Raw genomic sequence first — 20,494 nt, 5'->3', positions numbered from 1 at the left:
TCAGCGCGTCAGGCGTTCGAGCGCTTCCGAATACTTCGCGGACGTGTTGGCGATGACTTCCGCCGGCAGCGTCGGCGGCGGCGCCACCTTGCCCCAGGGCTTGCCATCGACCACGGCCTGCTCCAGCCAGTCACGCAGGAACTGCTTGTCGTAGCTGGGCGGGTTGCTGCCCACGGCGTAGCTCTCGGCCGGCCAGTAGCGCGACGAGTCGGGCGTCAGCACCTCGTCCATCAGCGTCAGCGTGCCGTCCGCGTCCAGGCCGAACTCGAACTTGGTGTCCGCGATGATGATGCCCTTGGTCAGCGCGTAGTCCGCGGCGCGCTGGTACAGCTGGATGGCGATGTCGCGCACCTTCTCGGCCATGTCGCGGCCGATGATTTCGGAGCAGCGCTCGAAATCGATGTTCTCGTCGTGGTCGCCCATCTCGGCCTTGGTCGCGGGCGTGAAGATCGGCTGCGGCAGCTTGCTCGCGTTCTGCAGTCCGGCCGGCAGCGCGACGCCGCAGACCTTGCCGCTGGTCTTGTATTCGCTCCAGCCGGAACCGGCCAGGTAGCCGCGCACCACCGCCTCGATGGGCAGGGGCTTCAGGCGCTTGACCAGCATCGCGCGGTCGCGGACCTGGTCCTTCTCGGCGTCGGTCACCACGGACAGCGGATCGTCGCCGGTCAGGTGGTTGGGGACGATCCCGTCCAGCTTGTCGAACCAGAACAGCGCCATCTTCGTCAGCAGCGCGCCCTTGCCGGGGATCGGCTCGTCCATGATGACGTCGAAGGCCGAGATGCGGTCCGACGCGATCATGAGGATGCGGTCGCTGCCCACCGCGTAGTTCTCGCGGACCTTGCCGCGCGCGATCAATGGGAGGGAGCTCAGCGAGGAGGTGTGCAGGGCGGCAGTCATGGGCGTACTCGGCGGGACCTGAGGCAAAGCGGGGATTCTAGGCGCCACGCATGACGCGAGGCCGTCCCGGCGCGCAGCTCGCCCGCGGGGGCCTCCGCGATCGGACAAGCCAGGCCCCGCGGGGGACGCCGCCGCCTCGTGGCCACGCATGAAAAAGGCGCCCCGCGGGGCGCCTCGTCGGTCCGCCGGCAGAGGCCGGCGAGTCCCCGCCTCACTGCACGACCTGCGCCAGCTCGCCGCGGGCGTAGGCGGCGGCCACGTCGGTCAGCGCGCGCGGCTTGATCTTGGCGGCCTGGCCTTCGCAGCCGAACTCCAGGTAGCGGGCCTTGCAGACCAGCTTGGCCGCTTCACGCGCGGGCTTGAGCCACTCGCGGGCGTCGAACTTGTCCGGGTTCTCGGCCAGGAACTTGCGCACCGCGCCGGTCATCGCCAGACGGATGTCGGTGTCGATGTTGATCTTGCGCACGCCGTGCTTGATGGCTTCCTGGATCTCCTCGACCGGCACGCCGAAGGTCTCCTTCATCTTGCCGCCGTACTGGTTGATGATGGCCAGCAACTCCTGCGGCACGCTCGACGAGCCGTGCATCACCAGGTGGGTGTTGGGAATGCGCTTGTGGATTTCCTTGACGCGCGAGATCGCCAGGATGTCGCCCGTGGGCTTGCGCGAGAACTTGTAGGCGCCGTGGCTGGTGCCGATGGCGATGGCCAGCGCGTCCAGCTGCGTGGCCTTGACGAAGGTCGCGGCTTCTTCCGGATCGGTCAGCATCTGGCTGTGGTCCAGCTTGACGTCGGCGCCGATGCCGTCTTCCTCGCCCGCGTCGCCCGTTTCCAGGTTGCCCAGGCAGCCCAGCTCGCCCTCGACGGTCACGCCGACCTTGTGCGCCATCTCGACGACGCGGCGGGTCACGTCCACGTTGTAGTCGAAGCTGGACGGGGTCTTGCCGTCGTCCATCAGCGAGCCGTCCATCATCACCGAGCCGAAGCCCAGGCCGATCGCGCCCTCGCAGACCTTGGGGCTGGTGCCGTGGTCCTGGTGCATCACCAGCGGGATGTGCGGGAAGGCCTCGACGGCCGCCTGGATCAGGTGCTTGATGAAGGGCTCGCCGGCGTACTTGCGGGCGCCCGCGCTGGCCTGCAGGATCACCGGCGCGCCGACTTCGTCGGCGGCGGCCATCACGGCCTGGACCTGCTCCAGATTGTTGACGTTGAACGCCGGGATGCCGTAGCCGTGTTCGGCCGCGTGATCCAGCAGTTGGCGCATCGAGACGAGTGCCATGAGAGTTCTCCGGAGAAGTGATGAATTCCTGGGCCGAGGCCGTCGCGCCGTAACCGCGCCGTAACCACGCCGTAACTGGGCAGGATTCTAGCCAGCCCCCATGACGGGCTCTGTAACGATCCTGTGGCTCCCCCCGAACTGGTGCCATACCAGCCCGCCTCCTCACGCTCCGCGCCCCTCTCTGGGGAGAGGGGCCACGGGGGCGGTGGTCGCATCGCCTCCCCGCGACGCCCCCTGGATGGGGGTCGTTGCGGTTGCGCGCACCGGGAGGCGGCCGGTAGGCTCTCGGCCGGGCGGCCCGGCCCCATCGGAGCAAGCATCGTGCCTTGCCGAGTCCGGTCCGGCCGCCCCGCGGGCGGACGCCGCTCGCGGCCCTCCCCTGCCAGGACCTTCATGACCCGTCTTGCGATCGACCAGCTGACGCTGTGGATCACCGCCGCCGCCAACGAACACGCGCTGGACCTGCCCGCCTACGTCGAGGAACGCACCGGCGCCAGCCGCCGCGCCGTGCTGAACGCCCTGCGCCGGCTGGTGGAGGCCCAGTGGCTGACCCGCGCCGGCACGGCGCGCCGGCCGGTCTACGGGCCCGGCTCGCTGCGCCAGGTGGCGCGCAGCTACACGCTGCACGGGCTGATGGAGGACGTCATCTGGCAGCGCGACTACGCGCCCCATTTCCAGCTGCCCCGCCACGTGGCGCGCATGATCCAGCACGGCTTCACTGAGCTGGTGAACAACGCGATCGACCACAGCGGCGGCACCAGCGTGACGGTGTCGCTGCGGCAGACCCCCACCCATGCGCAGCTGCTGGTCTCCGACGACGGCTGCGGCGTCTTCGAGCGCATCTGCGACACCTATGAGCTCACCGACGCGCGCCACGCGATGCTGGAGCTCAGCAAGGGCCGGCTGACGACGCAGCCGCAGGCGCACACGGGACGCGGGCTGTTCTTCAGCTCGCAGCTGGCCGACGTCTTCGACATCCACGCCAACGGCCGCGCCTTCCAGCGCCGCGCCTGGGAAGGCAATGCGTGGAAGGACGGCAAGGGGCTGCCTCGCCAGGGCAGCTCGATCTACATGGCGGTGGCGCTGGAGAGCTCGCGCACGCTGGACCAGGTGCTGGAGCAATGGAGCGTCGACGGCAGCGGCATCGCCTTCGACCAGACCCGCATCCTGCTGAACCTGGTCGTGGGACCGGGACAGATGCTGGACTCGCGCGCGCAGGCGCGGCGGGTGGCGGCGCGGCTGCCGCAGTTCAAGCGGGCCGAGGTGGATTTCAGCGGCGTGGACGATGTGGGGCACGCCTTCGCCGACGAGCTGTTCCGCGTCTTCGCGCGGGCGCACGCCGAGGTCGAGCTCGTGCCGCTCAACATGACGCCGCGCATCGCGGCGCTCGTCGCCGCGGCACGCAACGCCTGACCCTCAAGCCGCTCTTTCAGAAACGACAACGCCCGGCGGGACCGGGCGTTCTTCATGGGGGTCGCCGAGGCCCGAGCTCATCGAGCCAAGGATCCGCGGACGGTCACGCGACGCGGCAGACCTTCAGCATGTTGGTGCCGCCCGGGTAGCCCATGGGCTCGCCGCAGGTGATGGCGTAGGTGTCGCCCGGCATCAGCACGCCGCGCTCGATCAGAAGATCCTCCGCCGCCTTCAGCGCCTGGTCGCGGTCGGTGAAGTTGGGCATCAGCAGCGGCGTGACGTTGCGATACAGCGCCATCTTGCGATGCGTCAGCGGCTGCGAGGTCAGCGCGAAGATGGGGACGTGGATGCGGTGACGGCTCATCCACAGCGCGGTGGAGCCGGACTCGGTCAGCGCCACGATGGCCTTGCAGCCCAGGTGGTGCGCGGTGAACAGCGCGCCCATCGCGATCGACTGGTCGATGCGGCCGAACTGGCGGTTGGCGAAGTCGGTGTCCAGCGTCACGAACTCGGCGTTCTCGGCTTCCAGCGCGATCGCGGCCATCTGCTGGATGGTCTCGACCGGGAAGCGGCCCGCGGCCGTCTCGGCGCTCAGCATGACGGCGTCGGTGCCGTCCAGCACCGCGTTGGCGACGTCGGACACCTCGGCGCGCGTCGGCACCGGGTTCACGATCATGGACTCCATCATCTGCGTCGCGGTGATGCAGACCTTGTCGAGCTCCAGCGCCATCTTGATCATGCGCTTCTGCAGCGCGGGGACCGCCGCGTTGCCCACTTCCACGGCCAGGTCGCCGCGGGCGACCATGATGCCGTCGGAGGCCTTGAGAATCGCCTCCAGATGCGGGATCGCCTCGTAGCGCTCGATCTTGGCGATCATCCCCGGCTTGTGGCGATAGGGCTCGCCGGCGACGTTGGCCAGTTGGCGCGCCATCTCCATGTCGGTGGCGTTCTTGGGGAAGCTCACCGCCAGGTATTCGCACTGGAAGGACATCGCGGTCTTGATGTCCTCCATGTCCTTGCCGGTCAGCGCGGGCGCGGTCAGACCGCCGCCCTGCTTGTTGATGCCCTTGTTGTTGGACAGCTCGCCGCCCTGCTTGACGATGGTGTGCACCTGCGAGCCGCGCACCGCCTCGACCGTCAGCACCAGCAGACCGTCGTTGAGCAGCAGCGTGTCGCCGGGCTTCACGTCGCGCGGCAGCTCCTTGTAGTCCAGGCCGACGACCATCTCGTTGCCGGGCTCGGTGCGGTCGGCGTCGAGGATGAAGGACGTGCCGTTGACCAGCTCGATCTTGCCGTTCTCGAACTTGCCGACGCGGATCTTGGGACCTTGCAGGTCGGCCATGATCGCGACTTCCTTGCCGGCGCGGGCGGCCGCCTCGCGGACCATGCGGGCCCGGTCGATGTGGTCCTGCGCCTTGCCGTGAGAGAAGTTCAAGCGCACCACGTCGACGCCGGCTTGAATCATCTGCGCCAGGATTTCCGGGGAGGACGATGCGGGGCCGAGGGTGGCAACGATCTTGGTGGCTCGCGACATGGCTTGTCTCTGTCTGAAATTTAGTTACAGCCGGCGATTATGGAGCGGCCTCGGCCGCTCCAACCGGTTTCGACAGGTTACGGTGCGGTTTCCAACGATCAGGCCTTGGCGGCCTGCACGTCGGCCACCGCCAGCGCCGTCATGTTGACGATCCGACGTACCGTCGCCGACGGGGTCAGGATGTGCACCGGCCGCTTGGCGCCCAGCAGGATCGGGCCCACCGTCACGCCCTGGCCGCTCACCACCTTCAGCACGTTGAACAGGATGTTGGCGGCGTCCAGCGTCGGCAGCACCAGCAGGTTGGCCGAGCCGCTCAGCGTCGAGTCCGGCAGGAAGGTGTGGCGCACGTCTTCCGACAGCGCCGCGTCCCCATGCATCTCGCCGTCGCATTCGATGTCGGGATGACGCGCGGCGAAGAGGTCGCGCGCCTGACGCATCTTCAGCGCCGACGGCCGCTTGCTGCTGCCGAACATCGAGTGCGACAGGAAGGCCACCTTGGGCGGCAGGCCGAAGCGCTGCAGCTCCTCGGCGGCCTGGCTGGCGATGTCGGCCAGCTCCTCGGCGGTCGGGTCTTCATTGACGAAGGTGTCGGCGATGAAGAGCGTGCGTTGCTCCAGCATCAGCGCGTTCATCGTCGCGAAGTTGGAGACCTGCGCCTTCAGACCGATCAGGTCCTTGACGTGCTCCAGATGCGAGTCGAAGCGGCCGACCATGCCGCAGATCATCGCGTCGGCGTCGCCCAGCTGGATGGCCAGCGCGCCGATGGTGGTGTTGGAGCGGCGCACTGCCGCCTTGGCCATCTCCGGCGTGAAGCCGCTGCGGCCCATGGCCTGGTGATAGGCCTCCCAATACTGGCGGAAGCGGTGGTCGTTCTCGGGGTCGATGACGGCGACGTCCTCGCCCAGCTTGATGCGCAGGCCCGCGCGCTTCAGACGCATCGCGATGACCTCGGGGCGGCCGATCAGCGTGGGCTTGGCCAGCCCTTCGTCCAGCGCGACCTGCACCGCGCGCAGCACGCGCTCATCCTCGCCCTCGGCGTAGATCACGCGGGCCGGATTGGCCTTGGCGGCGGCGAAGACCGGACGCATGAACATGCCGGTCTGGTAGACGAAGCGCGACAGGTGCTCGCGATAGGCGGCCATGTCGGCGATCGGACGCGTGGCGACGCCGGATTCCTCGGCGGCCTTGGCCACCGCCGGCGCGATGCGCAGGATCAGGCGCGCGTCGAAGGGCTTGGGGATGATGTAGTCGGGACCGAAGGCCAGGTCCTGGCCCGGGTAGGCGGCGGCGACCTCGGGCGGCGTCTCGGCCTTGGCCAGGGCGGCGATCTCGCGCACGCAGGCCAGCTTCATGGCCTCGGTGATCTTGGTCGCGCCGCAGTCCAGCGCACCGCGGAAGATGTAGGGGAAGCACAGGACGTTGTTGACCTGGTTCGCGTAGTCCGAGCGGCCGGTGGCCATGATGCAGTCGGGCCGCGCTTCCTTGGCCAGCTCGGGGCGGATCTCCGGCTCGGGGTTGGCCAGCGCCAGGATGATGGGCTGGCGCGCCATGGTCTTGACCATCTCGGCGGTCAGCACGCCGGCGGCGGAGCAGCCCAGGAACACGTCCGCGTCCTTGACCACGTCGGCCAGGGTGCGGGCGGAGGTCACCTGGCAATAGCGGCGCTTGGATTCGTCGAGCTTGGCGGCATCGGCGCGCTCGCTCTGGATCACGCCCTTGGAGTCGACGGCGTAGACGTTCTCGCGCTTGACGCCCAGACCCACCATCACGTCCAGGCAGGCGATGGCCGCGGCGCCGGCGCCGGAGACGGCCACCTTCACCTGACCGATGTCCTTGCCCACCAGCTCCAGGCCGTTGAGAAGCGCGGCGCTGGAGATGATGGCGGTGCCGTGCTGGTCGTCGTGGAAGACGGGGATGTTCATGCGGGCGCTGAGCTGCTTCTCGATGTAGAAGCACTCGGGCGCCTTGATGTCCTCCAGGTTGATGCCGCCCAGCGTGGGCTCCATCGCCGCGATGATCTCGACCAGCTTGTCGGGATCGCGCTCGGCCAGCTCGATGTCGAAGACGTCGATGCCGGCGAACTTCTTGAACAGGCAGCCCTTGCCTTCCATCACCGGCTTGGCGGCCAGCGGGCCGATGTCGCCCAGGCCCAGCACCGCGGTGCCGTTGGTGACCACGCCGACCAGGTTGCCGCGCGAGGTGTACTCGGCCGCCAGGGTCGGGTCCTTCTCGATGTCCAGGCAGGGATAGGCGACGCCGGGGGAATAGGCGAGCGACAGGTCGCGCTGGTTGGCCAGGGGCTTGGTCGGCGTGACGGCGATCTTGCCGCGCGTGGGGCTGCGGTGGTACTCCAGCGCGGCCTCGCGCAGGGCGGCTTCAGCCGGGCTCAGGCCAAGGCCGTCGATGTGGTCGGTCATGCAAATCTCCGTCGCGATGAATAGGGCCCCGGGCCCGGTCGGATGGCGCTTTGCGCCCATGGAATCGACCGGTAGCGGTGTCACGGGGGGCGCAAAGCTTAATCCTCTCGATTCGCCGCCGCGATGAATTCAGTTTTAACTGCCATGCAAAGATGGCAATCCGTGATGCACGGGATGACAAGCGCATCGGGATTTGCCCGCAAGTCAGAGTGATCACCCTAGATCCCGCCCGATCCGCCTCCAAGTCGTCGGCGTCGTGCATCGCTCACGGCGTGCGGTCCTCGCGCTCCCTAGAATGCGGGCCGCCTCCCGGCCACCCGCTGCCGGACCGCGCCCGCCCCGTCCAGGCCCCGCCCGGCCGGACCGCGGGGCGGCGCCGGACTCTCCCGATTCTTCAGACGCCCTGCCGTGCCCGCCATGCCGACCGCCCCGATCCCGCCCCATGTCCCTCGCCGCGCCGTCCTGCGCCTGGGTGCCGCCCTGCCGCTGCTGAGCCTGGCCGCCGGCGCGCCGCGCGCGTTCGCGCAGGTCGCGCCGCTGGCGGGCGCCGGCGCATCCTTTCCCTCGCTGGTCTACACGCGCTGGGCCGCAGCCTACGAGAAGAGCAGCAACCAGCCGGTGAGCTACAAGCCGACCGGCTCGGGCGACGGCATCAAGCAGATCAGCGCGCACAGCGTGGCCTTTGGCGGCAGCGATTCGCCCTTGACGGCCGAGGATCTGGCCAAGCGCAAGCTGGTCCAGATCCCGATGCTGGTGGGCGGCATCGTGCCGGTGGTCAATCTGCCGGGCGTGCCCGAAGGCCGCTTGCAATTGACCGGCGAGCTGCTCGCTGACCTGATGGCCGGCCGGATCAAGACCTGGCACGACGCGCGCATCGCGGCGCTGAATCCGGGCCTCGCGCTGCCGGCGCTGCCGGTCAGGCGCATCGTGCGCGCCGACAAGTCGGGCACCAGCGAGGGCTTCACCAAGTACCTGAGCGCCGTGTCCCCGGCCTTCGCCCAGGAGGTCGGCGCGAGCGCCCAGCCCAAGTGGCCGGGCGAGGTCGAGGCCGCCGAGGGCAACGACGGCATGGCCAAGGCGCTGAAGGCCGCGGCCGGCACGCTGGCCTACGTCAGCTACGACCGCGTGCGGCGCGACAAGCTCAACGGCGTGAAGCTGCGCAACGCGGCCGGGCAGTGGGTGGCCGCCGGCGAGAGCGGCTTCAGGTCCGCGATCGCCAACAGCGATCTGTCGCGCAAGGGCGACGACCTGGCCTCGCTGATGGACCGTGAGGGCCTGGAGAGCTGGCCGATCACGATGACCAGCTTCGTGCTGATCGATGCCGCGCCGGCCAAGGGCGCGGACGCGGGCCCGGTGATGAGCTTCCTGTACTGGTGCTTCATGCACGGGGACGACCTGACACGCGGGACGGGGTTCGCGCCGTTGCCGGTGACGCTGCAGTCCAAGCTGGCCGCGCGCTTCGCGTCGGTCAAGCCGCTGGACGGGAAGCTGCCGCCGTATCTGGGGCTGTGAAGCCCGGCGGTCGGCGTCTCAGCCCTTGAGCGGCGGCGTCACGTCGACGCGCGCCTGCAGCTCGGGCGGCAGGCCCTCGGTCGTGTAGCTGCACCGGGGCGCCCATGCCTGCCCGTCGGGCAGCAGCAGCGCCATGGTCAAGGACAGCGTGCGGGTGACCTGCTCGAGGTTGAGGCCCAGCGCCTCCATCCGGCGCGGATCGACCCGCAACACGACGCCGGTGTCCATCGAGGCGGGCTGGCCCTGGACCGCCACGGGCACGTCGAACAGCCAGGCCTGCGCGATCGCCTCGTTGGCGACCAGCGCGCGGGCGATCGCCTCCCGGCGCCAGGGCGCCAGCGACACCGGCTGCCCCCGCCCCTGCTCCAGCGCCGCCCACACCGCGCGGTGACGCCGCTCGAGGCGCCGGAACGCCTGGGCGTCCATCGCCTCGCGCACCGGTGACGCGCCCAGGGCGACCGGATCGATGCCCGTCAGCGCCGCATGCGCCATCGCCCAGGCCAGACGCTCGCCGGTGCCGGACCACGGCCCGGCGTCAGCGCACAACGCATCCCAGTCCGCCCCCAGCCAGTGCGCCGCGGCCGACTCGTTCCACGAGGCCGGGCTCAGGTCCAGGCCCGCCGCGTCGACGCCCAGCGCGTCGATCCGCTGGCGATGCGGGGGATGGCTGCCATGCGCTTGCCGATGCCGCAGGGCCTCGGCGATCTCCTCCGGCGTGGCCGGCTGGTCCAGCAAGGTGCGCGCGGGGCGCTCGACCCATTGACGGGTGGGCGATGCGCTCGATCGCAGCTCGTCCAGCGATGCGCCGTCCGGCGCGCCGCCCGCGCGCATCGACGAGACCTCCATCACCAGCAGCGCCCGCGCCAGGGCCCGCGGCGAGGCCCACTGCGCCGCGATGGCGTCGGCCTCGAACTCGCAACGCCGCATGTGGGCTTCCGAGGCGCGGCGGAACCAGGGCAGGAAGAGCATCGCGAAACTCGCGCCCGCCCGGTCCCAGGGCGTGCTGTCCTCGACCTCGGTGCCGACGCTGGCCGCCCAACCGGCCCAGGCGGCACGGGTCCGGTAGAGCCAATGCCCCAGCCGACCATGCCGCCTCGAGAAATGTCCGAGCTCATGCGCGATCACGGCCTCGGCGGCCGCGGTGTCCAGCAGGCGCAGCAGCGGCAGGCCCAGCACCAGCACGCGCCGGGTGCGGCGCAGCGAGACGCCGCGATGCTGTTCCAGCGCGCCGGCGTTGAGGTCCCCCTCGAGCACGATCCCATGCACCCGAGGCGCGCCGATGGCGTCCGTCATCGCGTCGACGCGCGCATGCAGGCGCGGCGCCTGCGCACGCGTGAGCAGGCGCATCTCCGAACGCCAGCTCGGCTGGACCACCCACGCCAGAAACACGAAGGCCCCGACGCCCACCACGCGGAACAGGGTGCTGTCGAAGAGCAGCCCCGGCAGCAGGGTGACCAGCGCCACGGGCACCAGCAGCATGAGCTGGTGCAGGCCGGCCGCCCCCAGGGCGGCAGCAACCAGCCAGGCGACCGGCGTTTCTCCTCTGGCCCGCGGCGCGGCCTCCGATGTCGTCATCGTGTCCTCCCTGCTCGCCCGGGTCTGCGTGGATCCGGGTCGAAAAAAAAGGGCGCTCGCCGGCGCCCTCGTGCTTCAAGCGGCGTCGCCGCTCAGCCCTGCGCGCGCTTGGCCAGGATCTCGAAGGCCGGCAGGGTCTTGCCTTCCAGCACTTCCAGGAAGGCGCCGCCGCCGGTGGAGATGTAGCCGACGTCCTTCTCGATGCCGTACTTGGCGATCGCCGCCAGCGTGTCGCCGCCACCGGCGATCGAGAACGCGTCCGACGCGGCGATCGCCCGGGCGATGGTCTCGGTGCCGTGGGCGAAGGCGTCGAACTCGAACACGCCCACCGGTCCGTTCCACACGATGGTGCCGGCGGCCTTGAGCTGCTCGGCCAGGATCGCGGCGGTCTTCGGGCCGATGTCCAGGATCAGGTCGTCGTCGGCGACGTCGGTCGCGGCCTTGACCGTCGCGGGCGCGTCGGCGGCGAAGGTCTTGGCGGTCACCACGTCCACCGGGATCGGCACCGCGGCGCCGCGCGCCGACATCGCCTCGATCACGGCCTTGGCTTCGCCCACCAGGTCCGGCTCGGCCAGCGACTTGCCGATCTTCAGACCGGCGGCCAGCATGAAGGTGTTGGCGATGCCGCCACCGACCACCAGACCATCGACGTTCCTGGACAGCGACTGCAGGATGGTCAGCTTGGTCGAGACCTTGGAGCCCGCCACGATCGCCACCAGCGGGCGCTTGGGGTTGGCCAGGGCCTTGGAGATGGCGTCGATCTCGGCGGCCAGCAGCGGGCCGGCGCAGGCGATCTTGGCGAACTGGGCGATGCCGTAGGTCGAGGCCTCGGCGCGGTGCGCGGTGCCGAAGGCGTCGTGCACGAAGATGTCGCACAGCGCGGCCATCTTCTTCGCCAGCTCCTCGCTGTTCTTCTTCTCGCCCTTGTTGACGCGGCAGTTCTCGAGCAGCACCACCTGGCCCGGCTTCACGTCCACGCCGTCGACCCAGTTCGCGACCAGCGGCACCTCGCGGCCCATCAGCTCGCCCAGGCGCTTGGCGACCGGTGCCAGCGAATCCTCGGGCTTGAACTCGCCCTCGGTCGGGCGGCCCAGGTGCGAGGTGACCATCACCGCGGCACCGGCCTTCAGGGCCATCTCGATCGCGGGGATGGAGGCGCGCACGCGCGTGTCCTCGGTGATCTGGCCGGCGTCGTTGAGCGGCACGTTCAGGTCGGCGCGGATGAAGACGCGCTGGTCGGCCACCTTGCCGGCGGCGATCAGATCGGCGAAACGCAGGACGTTCATGGGAATGAGCTTCGAGTAGTTGGAAACCGGGCGCCGGGCCCCTGTCCATCGGCGATGGGTCGGCGGGCCGGCAAATCGGGGCGCAGCTTAACAGCCGGGCGGCGCGGGCCTGCCGCCCCTGACGATCGAGCGGGTTACGGAATGCCGTTGAAACCGCGGCCCGCCGGCCTCACCAGCCCAGGCCGATGCGCAGCGCCAGCATCACCACCGTGCCGCTGACGATGGTGCCCAGGATGCCGCGCTTCCAGAAGAAGTAGCCCGTCGCGGTCGCGGTGGCGAACAGGCGCGCGTCCTTCCAGGTGCCGATCAGCTCGCCTTGCGTCATGACGATCTCCGGCACGATCACCGCCGCCAGCGCGGCCAGCGGCGCATAGCGCAGGCCGTCGCGCAGCCAGTCGGGCATGGGGATCTCCTTCTCGGGGATCATGAAGAAGGCGCGCGTCACCATCGTGATCAGCGCCATGCCGACGATGCCCAGGATCGCTTCCCAGAGACTCATGCGGACCTCCCGTTCGAGCCGGCCGTGGCGGGCGGCAGCCAGCGCTCCATCAGCAGGCCGATCGCGACGGCCGAGGCGATTGCCACCAGGATGTTGAGCCGCAGCGGCAGCGCGTAGGCCGCCACCGCCGCGCAGCTGGCGACCGCCGCGGCGACCCGGCTGTTGCGGTCCTTGAGCAGCGAGTACGTCAGCCCCAGCAGCGCCAGCACGCCGGCGAAGCCCAGCCCCCAGTTCGTCGGGATGCGGTCCGCGAGCAGGATGCCCGCGATCGCCGGCACCTGCCACGCGAACCAGTTCACCGCGACGCCGCCCCAGAAATACGGGAGCTGCCGCTCGGGATCGGGCTTGAGGTCGGGGAAGCGCTTGAGGAAGGCGACGTAGTTGAGGTCGGCCGCGAAGTAGCCCAGCAGCAGGCGCTGCGCGCGCGGCAGCGGCGCGAAGTACAGGCGCCACTGGGCGCTGAAGATGACGAAGCGCAGGTTCACGCAGAAGGCCGTGGCCCACAGCACCCACATCGGCGCGCCGCTGGCGATCAGCGGCAGCGAGGCCAGCTGCGAGCTGCCGGCGAAGACCACCAGGCTCATCAGCAGCGACAGCCCGACGCCCAGCCCGCTCTTGACCATGGCCACGCCGGTGACCAGGCCCCAGGCCGAGATGCCCAGGGTGATGCCCAGCATCTCCTTCGCGCCACGCTTGAATTCCGGGTGGCGCGCCAGCGCCTTGAGTCCTTCGGCCATGCGGGCGATTGTCGTACGCGTCCGCCAGAAACGAATCGCCCCTCGTCCGCAGTCGCGGCGAGGGGCGTACGCAGACCGCCCGGCCCGGGCGGGCTTACTTGTTGAGCTTGCGGACCGAGCCGGAGCCGGCGTTCGAGGTGCTGATCTCGGGGTTGCCGACATAGCCCACGTCGCCCGAACCGGCGATGCGCACGTCCAGCTTGCGGGCGGCCTGCACGGTCACGTCGCCGCTGCCGGAGATGCTGACCTTGGCGTCGTCGACGGCCAGCTCGCGTGTCTTGACGTCACCACTGCCCGCCACGCTCACGCTCAGCGAGTTGGCCTTGCCGTTGATCAGCATGTCGCCGCTGCCGGCGACGCGCAGCGAGACGTGGTCCGCCTCCAGGCCCTGCATGCGCAGGTCGCCGCTGCCGGCGATGCTGGCCTCGAAGTTGCCCGTCTTGATCGGCTCGACGCGGATGTCGCCCGAGCCGGCGATCGAAAGGCCGCGCAGCTGGCGCAGGTCCAGGGTCACGGTGGGCGTGCCGCGGGAGTTCAGGTTGAAGCCGCGCTTGGAGGTGATCTCCAGCGTGCGGCCCTTGCTGCCGTCGACCACGCGGGTCTCGATGTAGGGCAGCAGGTTGCGGTCGGTCTTGACCTCGACCTTCTCGGTCGAGCCCTGGCGCACGTAGACCTTGAAGTCACCCGCCAGCGAGACGGCGTCGAAGGCGCCGACATCGCGGGATTCAGAGGTGGTGTCGCCGTTGCCCTCGACGCGTTGGGAGCCGCCGAAGCTCCACGACCAGGCTTGCGCGCCGGTCGCGCCGGCGATGGCGGCCACGCCCAGCAGGGCGGCGGCGAAGGCGCGGCGGGTGGCGCGCGCGGCGCCGGTGGACGAAGTGGACCGGGGGGAAGTGTGGGTCGTCATCTGCGATCTCCTGACTCTCGATGATCGCATCTTCGCGATGCCGGCCCGGTCGAGCCACGGCCGGACGACGAACTGCATCGACGGGGGGTCCAACTGCACGGCCGCCCGATCGGCCGACCGAACCGACAAAGGCCTGGAAATCACCGCGCGCCGGCCCCGGCCCACGGGGCGGGACCCGCGCCGGCGGGTCAGTGGCCGCTCTTGCTCGATCCCTTGTCGGCCGGCGCGTCGCCGACCTTGCCCTTGGCCGAGCGGGGGGTGGCGTCCTCCTCGTCGGAGGCCGCGTCGGCGGGCTTGCTGGCCGCCGCCTGGTTGGCGACCACCGGACGCGTGCCCTCGAGCTTGTTCTCGCGCATGTACTCGTCCATCTCGCGCCAGCCCTCGTAGACCGCGGCCTTCTGCGCCTTGGGATTGAGGGCGTAGCAGTCCTCGATGGCGCGCAGCGCGTTGCGGCAGGCGCCGCCGATGGCCTTGGCATCGGCCTCCTTGGCGGCGGCGATCTTGGCCGGGTCCTCGATGCCGAGCTGGTCGCAGCCGGCCAGCAACGCGGCGCAGCCGAGCGCGGTCGCGCCCAGCGCGGAGCGCGCGACGACGGTCAGGGAGCGGAGCAGTGCCTTCATGGGGTCCTTATCGGCCGCGAGCGGCTTCGGCTTGAACCGGGGCATTGTGCGGCCGGCCCGCCGGGGTCGATCCAAGCAAAAACACCGCCCGAAGGCGGTGTTTCATGGCGCGGACGCCGGTCGGCGCCTCGCGGCGCCGGACGTGGCGCTCAGCGGCGGACCATCGCCATCAGGCGCGCGATGCGCTCCTCGGTCGACGGGTGGGTGCTGAACAGCCCGCGCAGACCGCCGCCGGACAGCGGGTTCATGATCATCATCTGGGCCGTCTCGGGATGGCGCTCGGCCGTCTCCAGCGGGATGCCCTGGGCGTAGCGGTGGATCTTGTCCAGCGCCGAGGCCAGCGACTGCGGATCGCCGGAGATCTCCGCGCCGCCGCGGTCGGCCTCGAACTCGCGCGCGCGGCTGATCGCCATCTGGATCAGCGAGGCCGCGATCGGCGCCAGGATCGCCACCAGGATGCCGACGATGGGATTGGCCGGACGGCCCTCGCTGTCGCGCGGGCTGAAGAACATCGCGAAGTTGGCGAGCATCGAGATCGCGCCGGCCATGGTGGCGCTGATGGTCGAGATCAGGATGTCGCGATGCTTCACGTGCGCCAGCTCGTGGGCCATCACGCCGCGCAGTTCGCGCTCGGACAGCACGCGCAGGATGCCGGTGGTCGCGGCGACGGCGGCGTGATCCGGATTGCGGCCGGTCGCGAAGGCGTTGGGCGCGTCCTCCTGGATCAGGTAGACCTTGGGCATGGGCAGTTGGGCCCGCTGCGCCAGCTCCTTGACCATGTTGTAGAACTGGGGCGCGCTCTGGGCGTCGACTTCCTGGGCGTTGTACATCTTCAGCACCAGCTTGTCGGAGAACCAGTAGCTGAAGAAGTTCATGCCCAGCGCCACGACCAGCGCGATCAACATGCCCGACTGACCGCCCAGCATCGCGCCGATCGCCATGAACAGCGCGGTGATGGCGGCCATCAGGATGGCGGTCTTCATCAGGTTGAACATGGGGTACCTCCTCGGGAAATCAGCGAACGGGACAAGCCCGGACGGTACACCGTCCAGGCCCCCACACGTGCAGGCTGGACCAGCAAGTTCAAGCCGGTCGAGCCGCACCTTAAGTCAGGTCAAAGCGAAGGGCACCGGTCCCGGCGCATCGCCGCCCGGACCGCGGGGCGCTCGAGCGCCTCGGGGTGTCGGGTCAGGCGAGCGACTCGCCGACCTGCAAGGGCCGCGCCTGCAGGAACGCGGCGGCCGGCAGGCGCTTGCCCCCCGCGCGCTGCAATTCCGTCAGCCGCACCGAGCCCCGGCCGCAGGCCACGACCGGGCCCTCGGGGGACACGGCCAGCACCCGGCCGGGCTCGCCCGGCGTGCCGTCGGCGTCGACGAGCTCGGCGCGCCAGACCTTCAGCGGCTCGGCGTCGAGCTGCGCCACGCCACCCGGGAAGGGGTCGAAGGCGCGCAGGCGTCGCGCGATCTGCGCGGCCTCGTCGGACCAGCGGATCTGGCTCTCGGCCTTCTCGATCTTGTGGGCGTAGGTGACGCCGGCCTCGGGCTGCTTCACGGGGTGGAAGCCGCCGCACGCGGCCAGCTCCAGCGCCTCGACGATCATCCGGCCGCCCAGCGTGGCCAGCTTGTCGTGCAGGGTCGCGGTGGTGTCGGCGGACGCGATCGGCAGGCGCTCGATCAGCAGCATGTCGCCGGTGTCCAGGCCCGCGTCCATCTGCATGATGGTGATGCCGGTCTCGGCGTCGCCGGCCTCGATCGCGCGATGGATGGGGGCGGCGCCGCGCCAGCGCGGCAGGAGCGAACCGTGGATGTTCAGGCAGCCCAGGCGCGGCAGGTCCAGCACCCACTGGGGCAGGATCAGACCGTAGGCGGCGACGATCAGCACGTCGGGGCGGGCGTCGAGCAGGGCCTGGCGACCCGCCTCGGCCTCGTCCGGGAACTTGCCGTCGAGCCGCAGGCTGCGGGGCTGCGCCACCGCGATGCCGTGCCGGACCGCCAGCTGCTTCACCGGAGAGGCCTGCAGCTTCATGCCGCGGCCCGCGGGGCGATCCGGCTGGCTCAGCACCAGCGGCACCTCGAAGCGGGCGTCGAGCAGCGCCTGCAGCGCGACCGCCGCGAACTCCGGCGTTCCCGCGAACGCGACGCGCAGACCCGTGGACGACATCAGCGCTTGGCCTCGTCGCGGGCCTTCTTGACCAGCTTGGTCTTGATGCGCTCGCGCTTGAGCGGGCTCAGGTACTCGACGAAGACCTTGCCCATCAGGTGATCCATCTCGTGCTGCACGCAGACGGCCAGCAGGCCCTCGGCGTCGAACTGGAAGGTGTTGCCGTCGCGATCCAGCGCCTGCACGGTCACCGTCTTGTGACGCATGACCTTGTCGTAGATCGTGGGCACGGACAGACAGCCCTCCTCGCCCTCGATCATCTCGTCGCTGGCGGACACCAGCTCCGGGTTGACCAGCACCAGCGGCTGGTTGCGCTCCTCGGAGACATCCATCACCAGCACGCGCTCGTGCACGTCGATCTGCGTCGCGGCCAGGCCCACGCCCTCGGCGTCATACATGGTCTCGAGCATGTCGTCGGCCAGTTGACGGATGCGGTCGTCGACGGCGGCCACCGGCTTGGCGACGGTGTGCAGGCGAGGATCGGGGAAGCGGAGGATGGTCAGTTTCGACATGGACGTGAGCGATGCGCTGTGGACGGCACACAACGCCGGGTTGTAAGGGCTTGCAAGGGACGGCGGGCACCTTCATTGCGGGTACCCCTGAATCTGGGCAGAATCGCCGCCAGCAAGACCGGGATTTTCGCCGATTTGGGACGGGCGTCAGGGTCTTGCCACAAAAGCGCCATCGGCCACGAGGGGCCTTACCCACCGGCGCGGGAGAACAAGTAATGACGCAATGGCGGCCGCAGGGCTTCTCGACGATTTCTGCGGCCCTGGCCGCCGGCCTGCTCAGCGCTGGTCCGCTGATGGCCGCGGGCGACTACCCGATCACCTCCCAGCAGCGCCAGACGGCGCAGCAGGTCGCGCAGACCGGGGTCCCGATCTCGGAGCTCGCCGCGAACGCCCCCGACACCTACACCGTCAAGTCCGGCGACACGCTGTGGGCCATCTCGGGTCTGTTCCTGAAGAGCCCGTGGCGCTGGCCCGAGCTCTGGGGCATGAACACCGACCAGATCCGCAACCCGCATCTGATCTATCCCGGCCAGGTCCTGATCCTGGTCAAGAGCGACGGCCGCGCGCGCCTGCAGGTCGGCCGCAACGTGGCCGGCGACAACGCCGCCGGCGGCACCGTGAAGCTGTCCCCGCGCGTGCGCTCGTCCTCGCTGTACGACGGCTCCATCGCCGCGATCCCGCAGCACCTGATCGAGCCCTTCCTCAACGAGGCCGTGGTGTTGGGCACCAACGAGTTCGAGACCGCGCCGCGCGTGGTCTCCGCGCAAGAGAACCGCGTCTGGATGTCCAAGGGCGACCTGGCCTACGCCCGCGGCAACTTCGATCCCAACCTGACGGAGTACCGCGTCTTCCGCCAGCCGCATCCGCTGCTGGATCCGGTGACCAAGGAGCTGCTCGGCTACGAGGCCCCTTACGTCGGCACCGCCGAAGTGACCCGCCCGGGCGCCAACGCCGGCACCAAGGAAGAAGTCCCGACCACGCTGACGATCACGCTGGTCCGTCAGGAAGTGCAGACGGGCGACCGGCTCGCCCCCGTGCCCCCGCGCGGCTACACCAGCTACGTCCCGCACGCGCCGGCGCAGCCGGTCGACGGCCGCATCGTCTCGATCTACGGCGACGCGGTGCGCGCCGGCCAGAACCAGATCGTGGCCCTGAACAAGGGCGCCCGCGACGGGCTGGAGCGGGGCCACGTGCTGGCGCTGTGGCACTCCGGCCGCGTCGTGCGCGACACGACGACCGACCGCAAGGAAGAGATCAAGCTGCCGGACGAGCGCCATGGCGTGCTCTTCGTCTTCCAGGTCTTCGACCGCGTCTCGTACGCGCTGATCCTGTCGGTCCAGGAACCGGTCAGCCCAGGCGACCGCTTCACCCAGCCGTAAGCGCGGCGGCTCTCCGGCACCGGTCGCAGTCAGGACCCCACGGATGAGCCCCGACGACCTGCGCGACTGGCTGCACCTGCTCTCCAGCGTCTCGCGCGGCGCCGCGCGACGGCTGCTCGCGCGGCACGGCGACCCCGGCGTCGCGATCCGCGCCGGGCGCTCGGGCTGGGCCGCGCTGCTCGATGCCGACGAGGCCGATCGACTGGCCAAGCCTGGCCCCGAGCTCGATCGCCTGATCCGGCGCACCCAGGCCTGGCTCTCGGGCGGGGAACACCGCGGCATCCTGCTGATCGGCGATCCCGACTATCCCGATCCCCTGCTCCACGTCGCCGATCCGCCGCTGATGCTCTACCTGGACGGCCGCCGCGAGCTGCTGCAGCAGCGCTGCATCGCGGTCGTCGGCAGCCGTCGACCCAGCCCGCAGGGCGACGACAACGCCCGCCACTTAGCCGGAGGACTCGGCCAGGCCGGCTTCTGCGTGGTCTCCGGCCTGGCACTGGGCATCGACGGCGCGGCGCACGAAGCCGCGCTGGAGACGCCCGGCAGCACCATCGCCGTGCTGGGCTCCGGGCTCGACAAGGTCTATCCGCTGGAGCACGCCGCCCTGGCCCGCGCCGTCGCGCGCCGCGGCCTGCTGGTCAGCGAGTACTTCATCGGCACCCCGCCGATGGGGCCCAACTTCCCGCAGCGCAACCGCATCATCGCGGGACTGTCGGAGGGCTGCCTGGTGGTGGAGGCGGCGCTGAAGTCCGGCTCGCTGATCACCGCGCGCCAGGCCACCGAGGCGGGCCGCGAGGTCTTCGCGGTGCCCGGTTCGATCCGGTCGCCCGAGTCGCGCGGCTGCCACCATCTGCTCAAGCAGGGCGCCTGCCTGGTCCAGGACCTCGACGACCTGCTCGCCGAGCTCCCGCCGGGCGGGCTGCCGCGCGCACCGCGCCTGCCGCTCGAGACGACCCCGGCGGCGCCCGCCGAATCCCTGCCCCCACCCACGCCGGCCGATGCCGACCACCCGCTGCTGCGGGCGATCGGGCGGGACACGGTCTCGCTGGAGCAGCTGTCCCAGCGCAGCGGCTGGCCGCAGGACGAGCTGAACGCCGTGCTGCTGGACCTGGAGTTGTCGGGTCGGATCGCCCGGCTGCCGGGGGCCCTGTTCCAGCGCCGCGGCAGCGCCTGATTCGCACTCGAATGGCCCGGCCGGATGCGGGAATCTCCGCGCCGGAGGCCGTCCATTTCGGGCGAAAGGGGTTTCGGACCGTGAGTTATAGTCCCCGCATGTTCGACGTGCTCGTCTATCTGTACGAAACCTATTGGCGCCCCGACGCCTGCCCGGATCACGCGCAATTGACCCGGAAACTGTCGGCGGTCGGGTTCGAAGACGACGAAATCCGCGACGCGCTGTCCTGGCTGGATGGCTTGGCCGCCGCGTCCGACTCCCATCACGGCGAACCCGACGGCCGCAGCCTGCGGGTCTACTCCCGCGACGAGCAGGAACACCTGGGCGAGGTCTCGATCGGCTTCATCAGCTTCCTGGCCTCGGCCGGCGTGCTGCCCACCGCCATGCGCGAGATGGTGATCGACCGCGCCATGGCCATCCCCGGGGGCCCGCTGGACCTCGAGGACCTGAAGATCATCGTGCTGATGGTGTTCTGGAGCCTGGGCGAGGAGCCCGATGCGCTGATCCTCGACGAACTCTTCGTCGCCCCCGAGGAACGTCTGATCCACTGATCGACGGCCCTCCCGACAAAACCGGCCCCGCGCAAGCGGCGCCGG

18 protein-coding genes are annotated in these 20,494 nt (G+C 70.2%); 5 read left to right on the top strand and 13 right to left on the bottom strand.

The window, feature by feature from the left end:
• Positions 1-897 carry a phosphoribosylaminoimidazolesuccinocarboxamide synthase gene (locus tag MCHT01_RS10455; protein ID WP_067065267.1) on the bottom strand — a complete coding sequence of 299 codons (897 nt, stop codon included), beginning with the start codon at positions 895-897 and terminating at the stop codon, positions 1-3.
• Positions 898-1,108: 211 nt separating this feature from the next.
• Entirely contained in the window at positions 1,109-2,173 is a 1,065-nt protein-coding gene (gene fba / locus MCHT01_RS10450; protein WP_067065266.1) for a class II fructose-bisphosphate aldolase, read from the bottom strand.
• A gap of 393 nt (positions 2,174-2,566) precedes the next feature.
• Here fba and MCHT01_RS10445 point away from each other — a divergent pair, with 393 nt between their 5' ends.
• A complete protein-coding gene (locus tag MCHT01_RS10445; RefSeq protein WP_067065262.1) occupies positions 2,567-3,586 on the top strand; it encodes an STAS-like domain-containing protein in 1,020 nt (339 codons plus the stop codon).
• A gap of 103 nt (positions 3,587-3,689) precedes the next feature.
• Here the strand turns inward: MCHT01_RS10445 and pyk are convergent, their stop codons facing one another.
• Entirely contained in the window at positions 3,690-5,120 is a 1,431-nt protein-coding gene (pyk, locus tag MCHT01_RS10440; protein WP_067065260.1) for a pyruvate kinase, read from the bottom strand.
• Positions 5,121-5,218: 98 nt separating this feature from the next.
• Positions 5,219-7,537 carry an NADP-dependent malic enzyme gene (locus tag MCHT01_RS10435; RefSeq protein ID WP_067065259.1) on the bottom strand — a complete coding sequence of 773 codons (2,319 nt, stop codon included), beginning with the start codon at positions 7,535-7,537 and terminating at the stop codon, positions 5,219-5,221.
• A gap of 417 nt (positions 7,538-7,954) precedes the next feature.
• Between MCHT01_RS10435 and pstS the strand changes: the two genes are divergently transcribed.
• Positions 7,955-9,049, top strand: a complete 1,095-nt coding sequence (pstS, locus tag MCHT01_RS10430) for a phosphate ABC transporter substrate-binding protein PstS (RefSeq protein WP_067065257.1) — start codon at positions 7,955-7,957, stop codon at positions 9,047-9,049.
• 18 nt (positions 9,050-9,067) lie between these two features.
• Here pstS and MCHT01_RS10425 read toward each other — a convergent pair whose 3' ends face one another.
• The 9 genes from MCHT01_RS10425 to def form a co-directional block, all read right to left on the bottom strand.
• Positions 9,068-10,624 (bottom strand): M48 family metallopeptidase, encoded by a 1,557-nt coding sequence (locus MCHT01_RS10425; protein WP_084452354.1) that lies wholly within the window; start codon positions 10,622-10,624, stop codon positions 9,068-9,070.
• 92 nt (positions 10,625-10,716) lie between these two features.
• Complete coding sequence (locus MCHT01_RS10420; RefSeq protein ID WP_067065254.1) at positions 10,717-11,910, bottom strand: phosphoglycerate kinase; 1,194 nt, start codon at positions 11,908-11,910, stop codon at positions 10,717-10,719.
• A 169-nt stretch (positions 11,911-12,079) separates the two neighbouring features.
• Complete coding sequence (locus MCHT01_RS10415; protein WP_067065253.1) at positions 12,080-12,409, bottom strand: AzlD domain-containing protein; 330 nt, start codon at positions 12,407-12,409, stop codon at positions 12,080-12,082.
• Positions 12,406-13,146, bottom strand: a complete 741-nt coding sequence (locus MCHT01_RS10410; protein WP_067065251.1) for an AzlC family ABC transporter permease — start codon at positions 13,144-13,146, stop codon at positions 12,406-12,408. Before MCHT01_RS10410 ends, MCHT01_RS10415 begins: the two co-directional genes overlap by 4 nt.
• A gap of 94 nt (positions 13,147-13,240) precedes the next feature.
• Positions 13,241-14,053, bottom strand: coding sequence for a head GIN domain-containing protein (locus MCHT01_RS10405; RefSeq protein ID WP_067065249.1), 813 nt, complete (start codon positions 14,051-14,053; stop codon positions 13,241-13,243).
• Positions 14,054-14,241: 188 nt separating this feature from the next.
• A complete protein-coding gene (locus MCHT01_RS27015; protein WP_084452391.1) occupies positions 14,242-14,673 on the bottom strand; it encodes a hypothetical protein in 432 nt (143 codons plus the stop codon).
• Positions 14,674-14,822: 149 nt separating this feature from the next.
• Positions 14,823-15,668: a zinc metalloprotease HtpX gene (gene htpX / locus MCHT01_RS10395; RefSeq protein WP_067065247.1), complete on the bottom strand. Its 846-nt coding sequence runs from the start codon at positions 15,666-15,668 to the stop codon at positions 14,823-14,825.
• A gap of 193 nt (positions 15,669-15,861) precedes the next feature.
• A complete protein-coding gene (gene fmt, locus MCHT01_RS10390; RefSeq protein ID WP_067065364.1) occupies positions 15,862-16,818 on the bottom strand; it encodes a methionyl-tRNA formyltransferase in 957 nt (318 codons plus the stop codon).
• A gap of 14 nt (positions 16,819-16,832) precedes the next feature.
• A complete protein-coding gene (def, locus tag MCHT01_RS10385; protein ID WP_067065246.1) occupies positions 16,833-17,345 on the bottom strand; it encodes a peptide deformylase in 513 nt (170 codons plus the stop codon).
• A gap of 215 nt (positions 17,346-17,560) precedes the next feature.
• Here def and MCHT01_RS10380 point away from each other — a divergent pair, with 215 nt between their 5' ends.
• From MCHT01_RS10380 to MCHT01_RS10370, 3 genes are all read left to right on the top strand, one after another.
• On the top strand, positions 17,561-18,724 hold the full coding sequence (locus MCHT01_RS10380) for a LysM peptidoglycan-binding domain-containing protein (RefSeq protein WP_067065244.1): 1,164 nt from the start codon (positions 17,561-17,563) through the stop codon (positions 18,722-18,724).
• Between the two features lie 43 nt (positions 18,725-18,767).
• On the top strand, positions 18,768-19,898 hold the full coding sequence (dprA, locus tag MCHT01_RS10375; protein ID WP_067065242.1) for a DNA-processing protein DprA: 1,131 nt from the start codon (positions 18,768-18,770) through the stop codon (positions 19,896-19,898).
• Between the two features lie 98 nt (positions 19,899-19,996).
• Positions 19,997-20,449, top strand: coding sequence for a Smg family protein (locus MCHT01_RS10370; RefSeq protein WP_067065240.1), 453 nt, complete (start codon positions 19,997-19,999; stop codon positions 20,447-20,449).
• Positions 20,450-20,494: the final 45 nt, after the last annotated feature.

The organism is Mitsuaria chitosanitabida ATCC BAA-476 = NBRC 102408, from assembly GCF_001598255.1.
Lineage (GTDB): Bacteria > Pseudomonadota > Gammaproteobacteria > Burkholderiales > Burkholderiaceae_C > Roseateles > Roseateles chitosanitabidus.
This window is presented reverse-complemented; position numbering and strand designations above follow the sequence as displayed.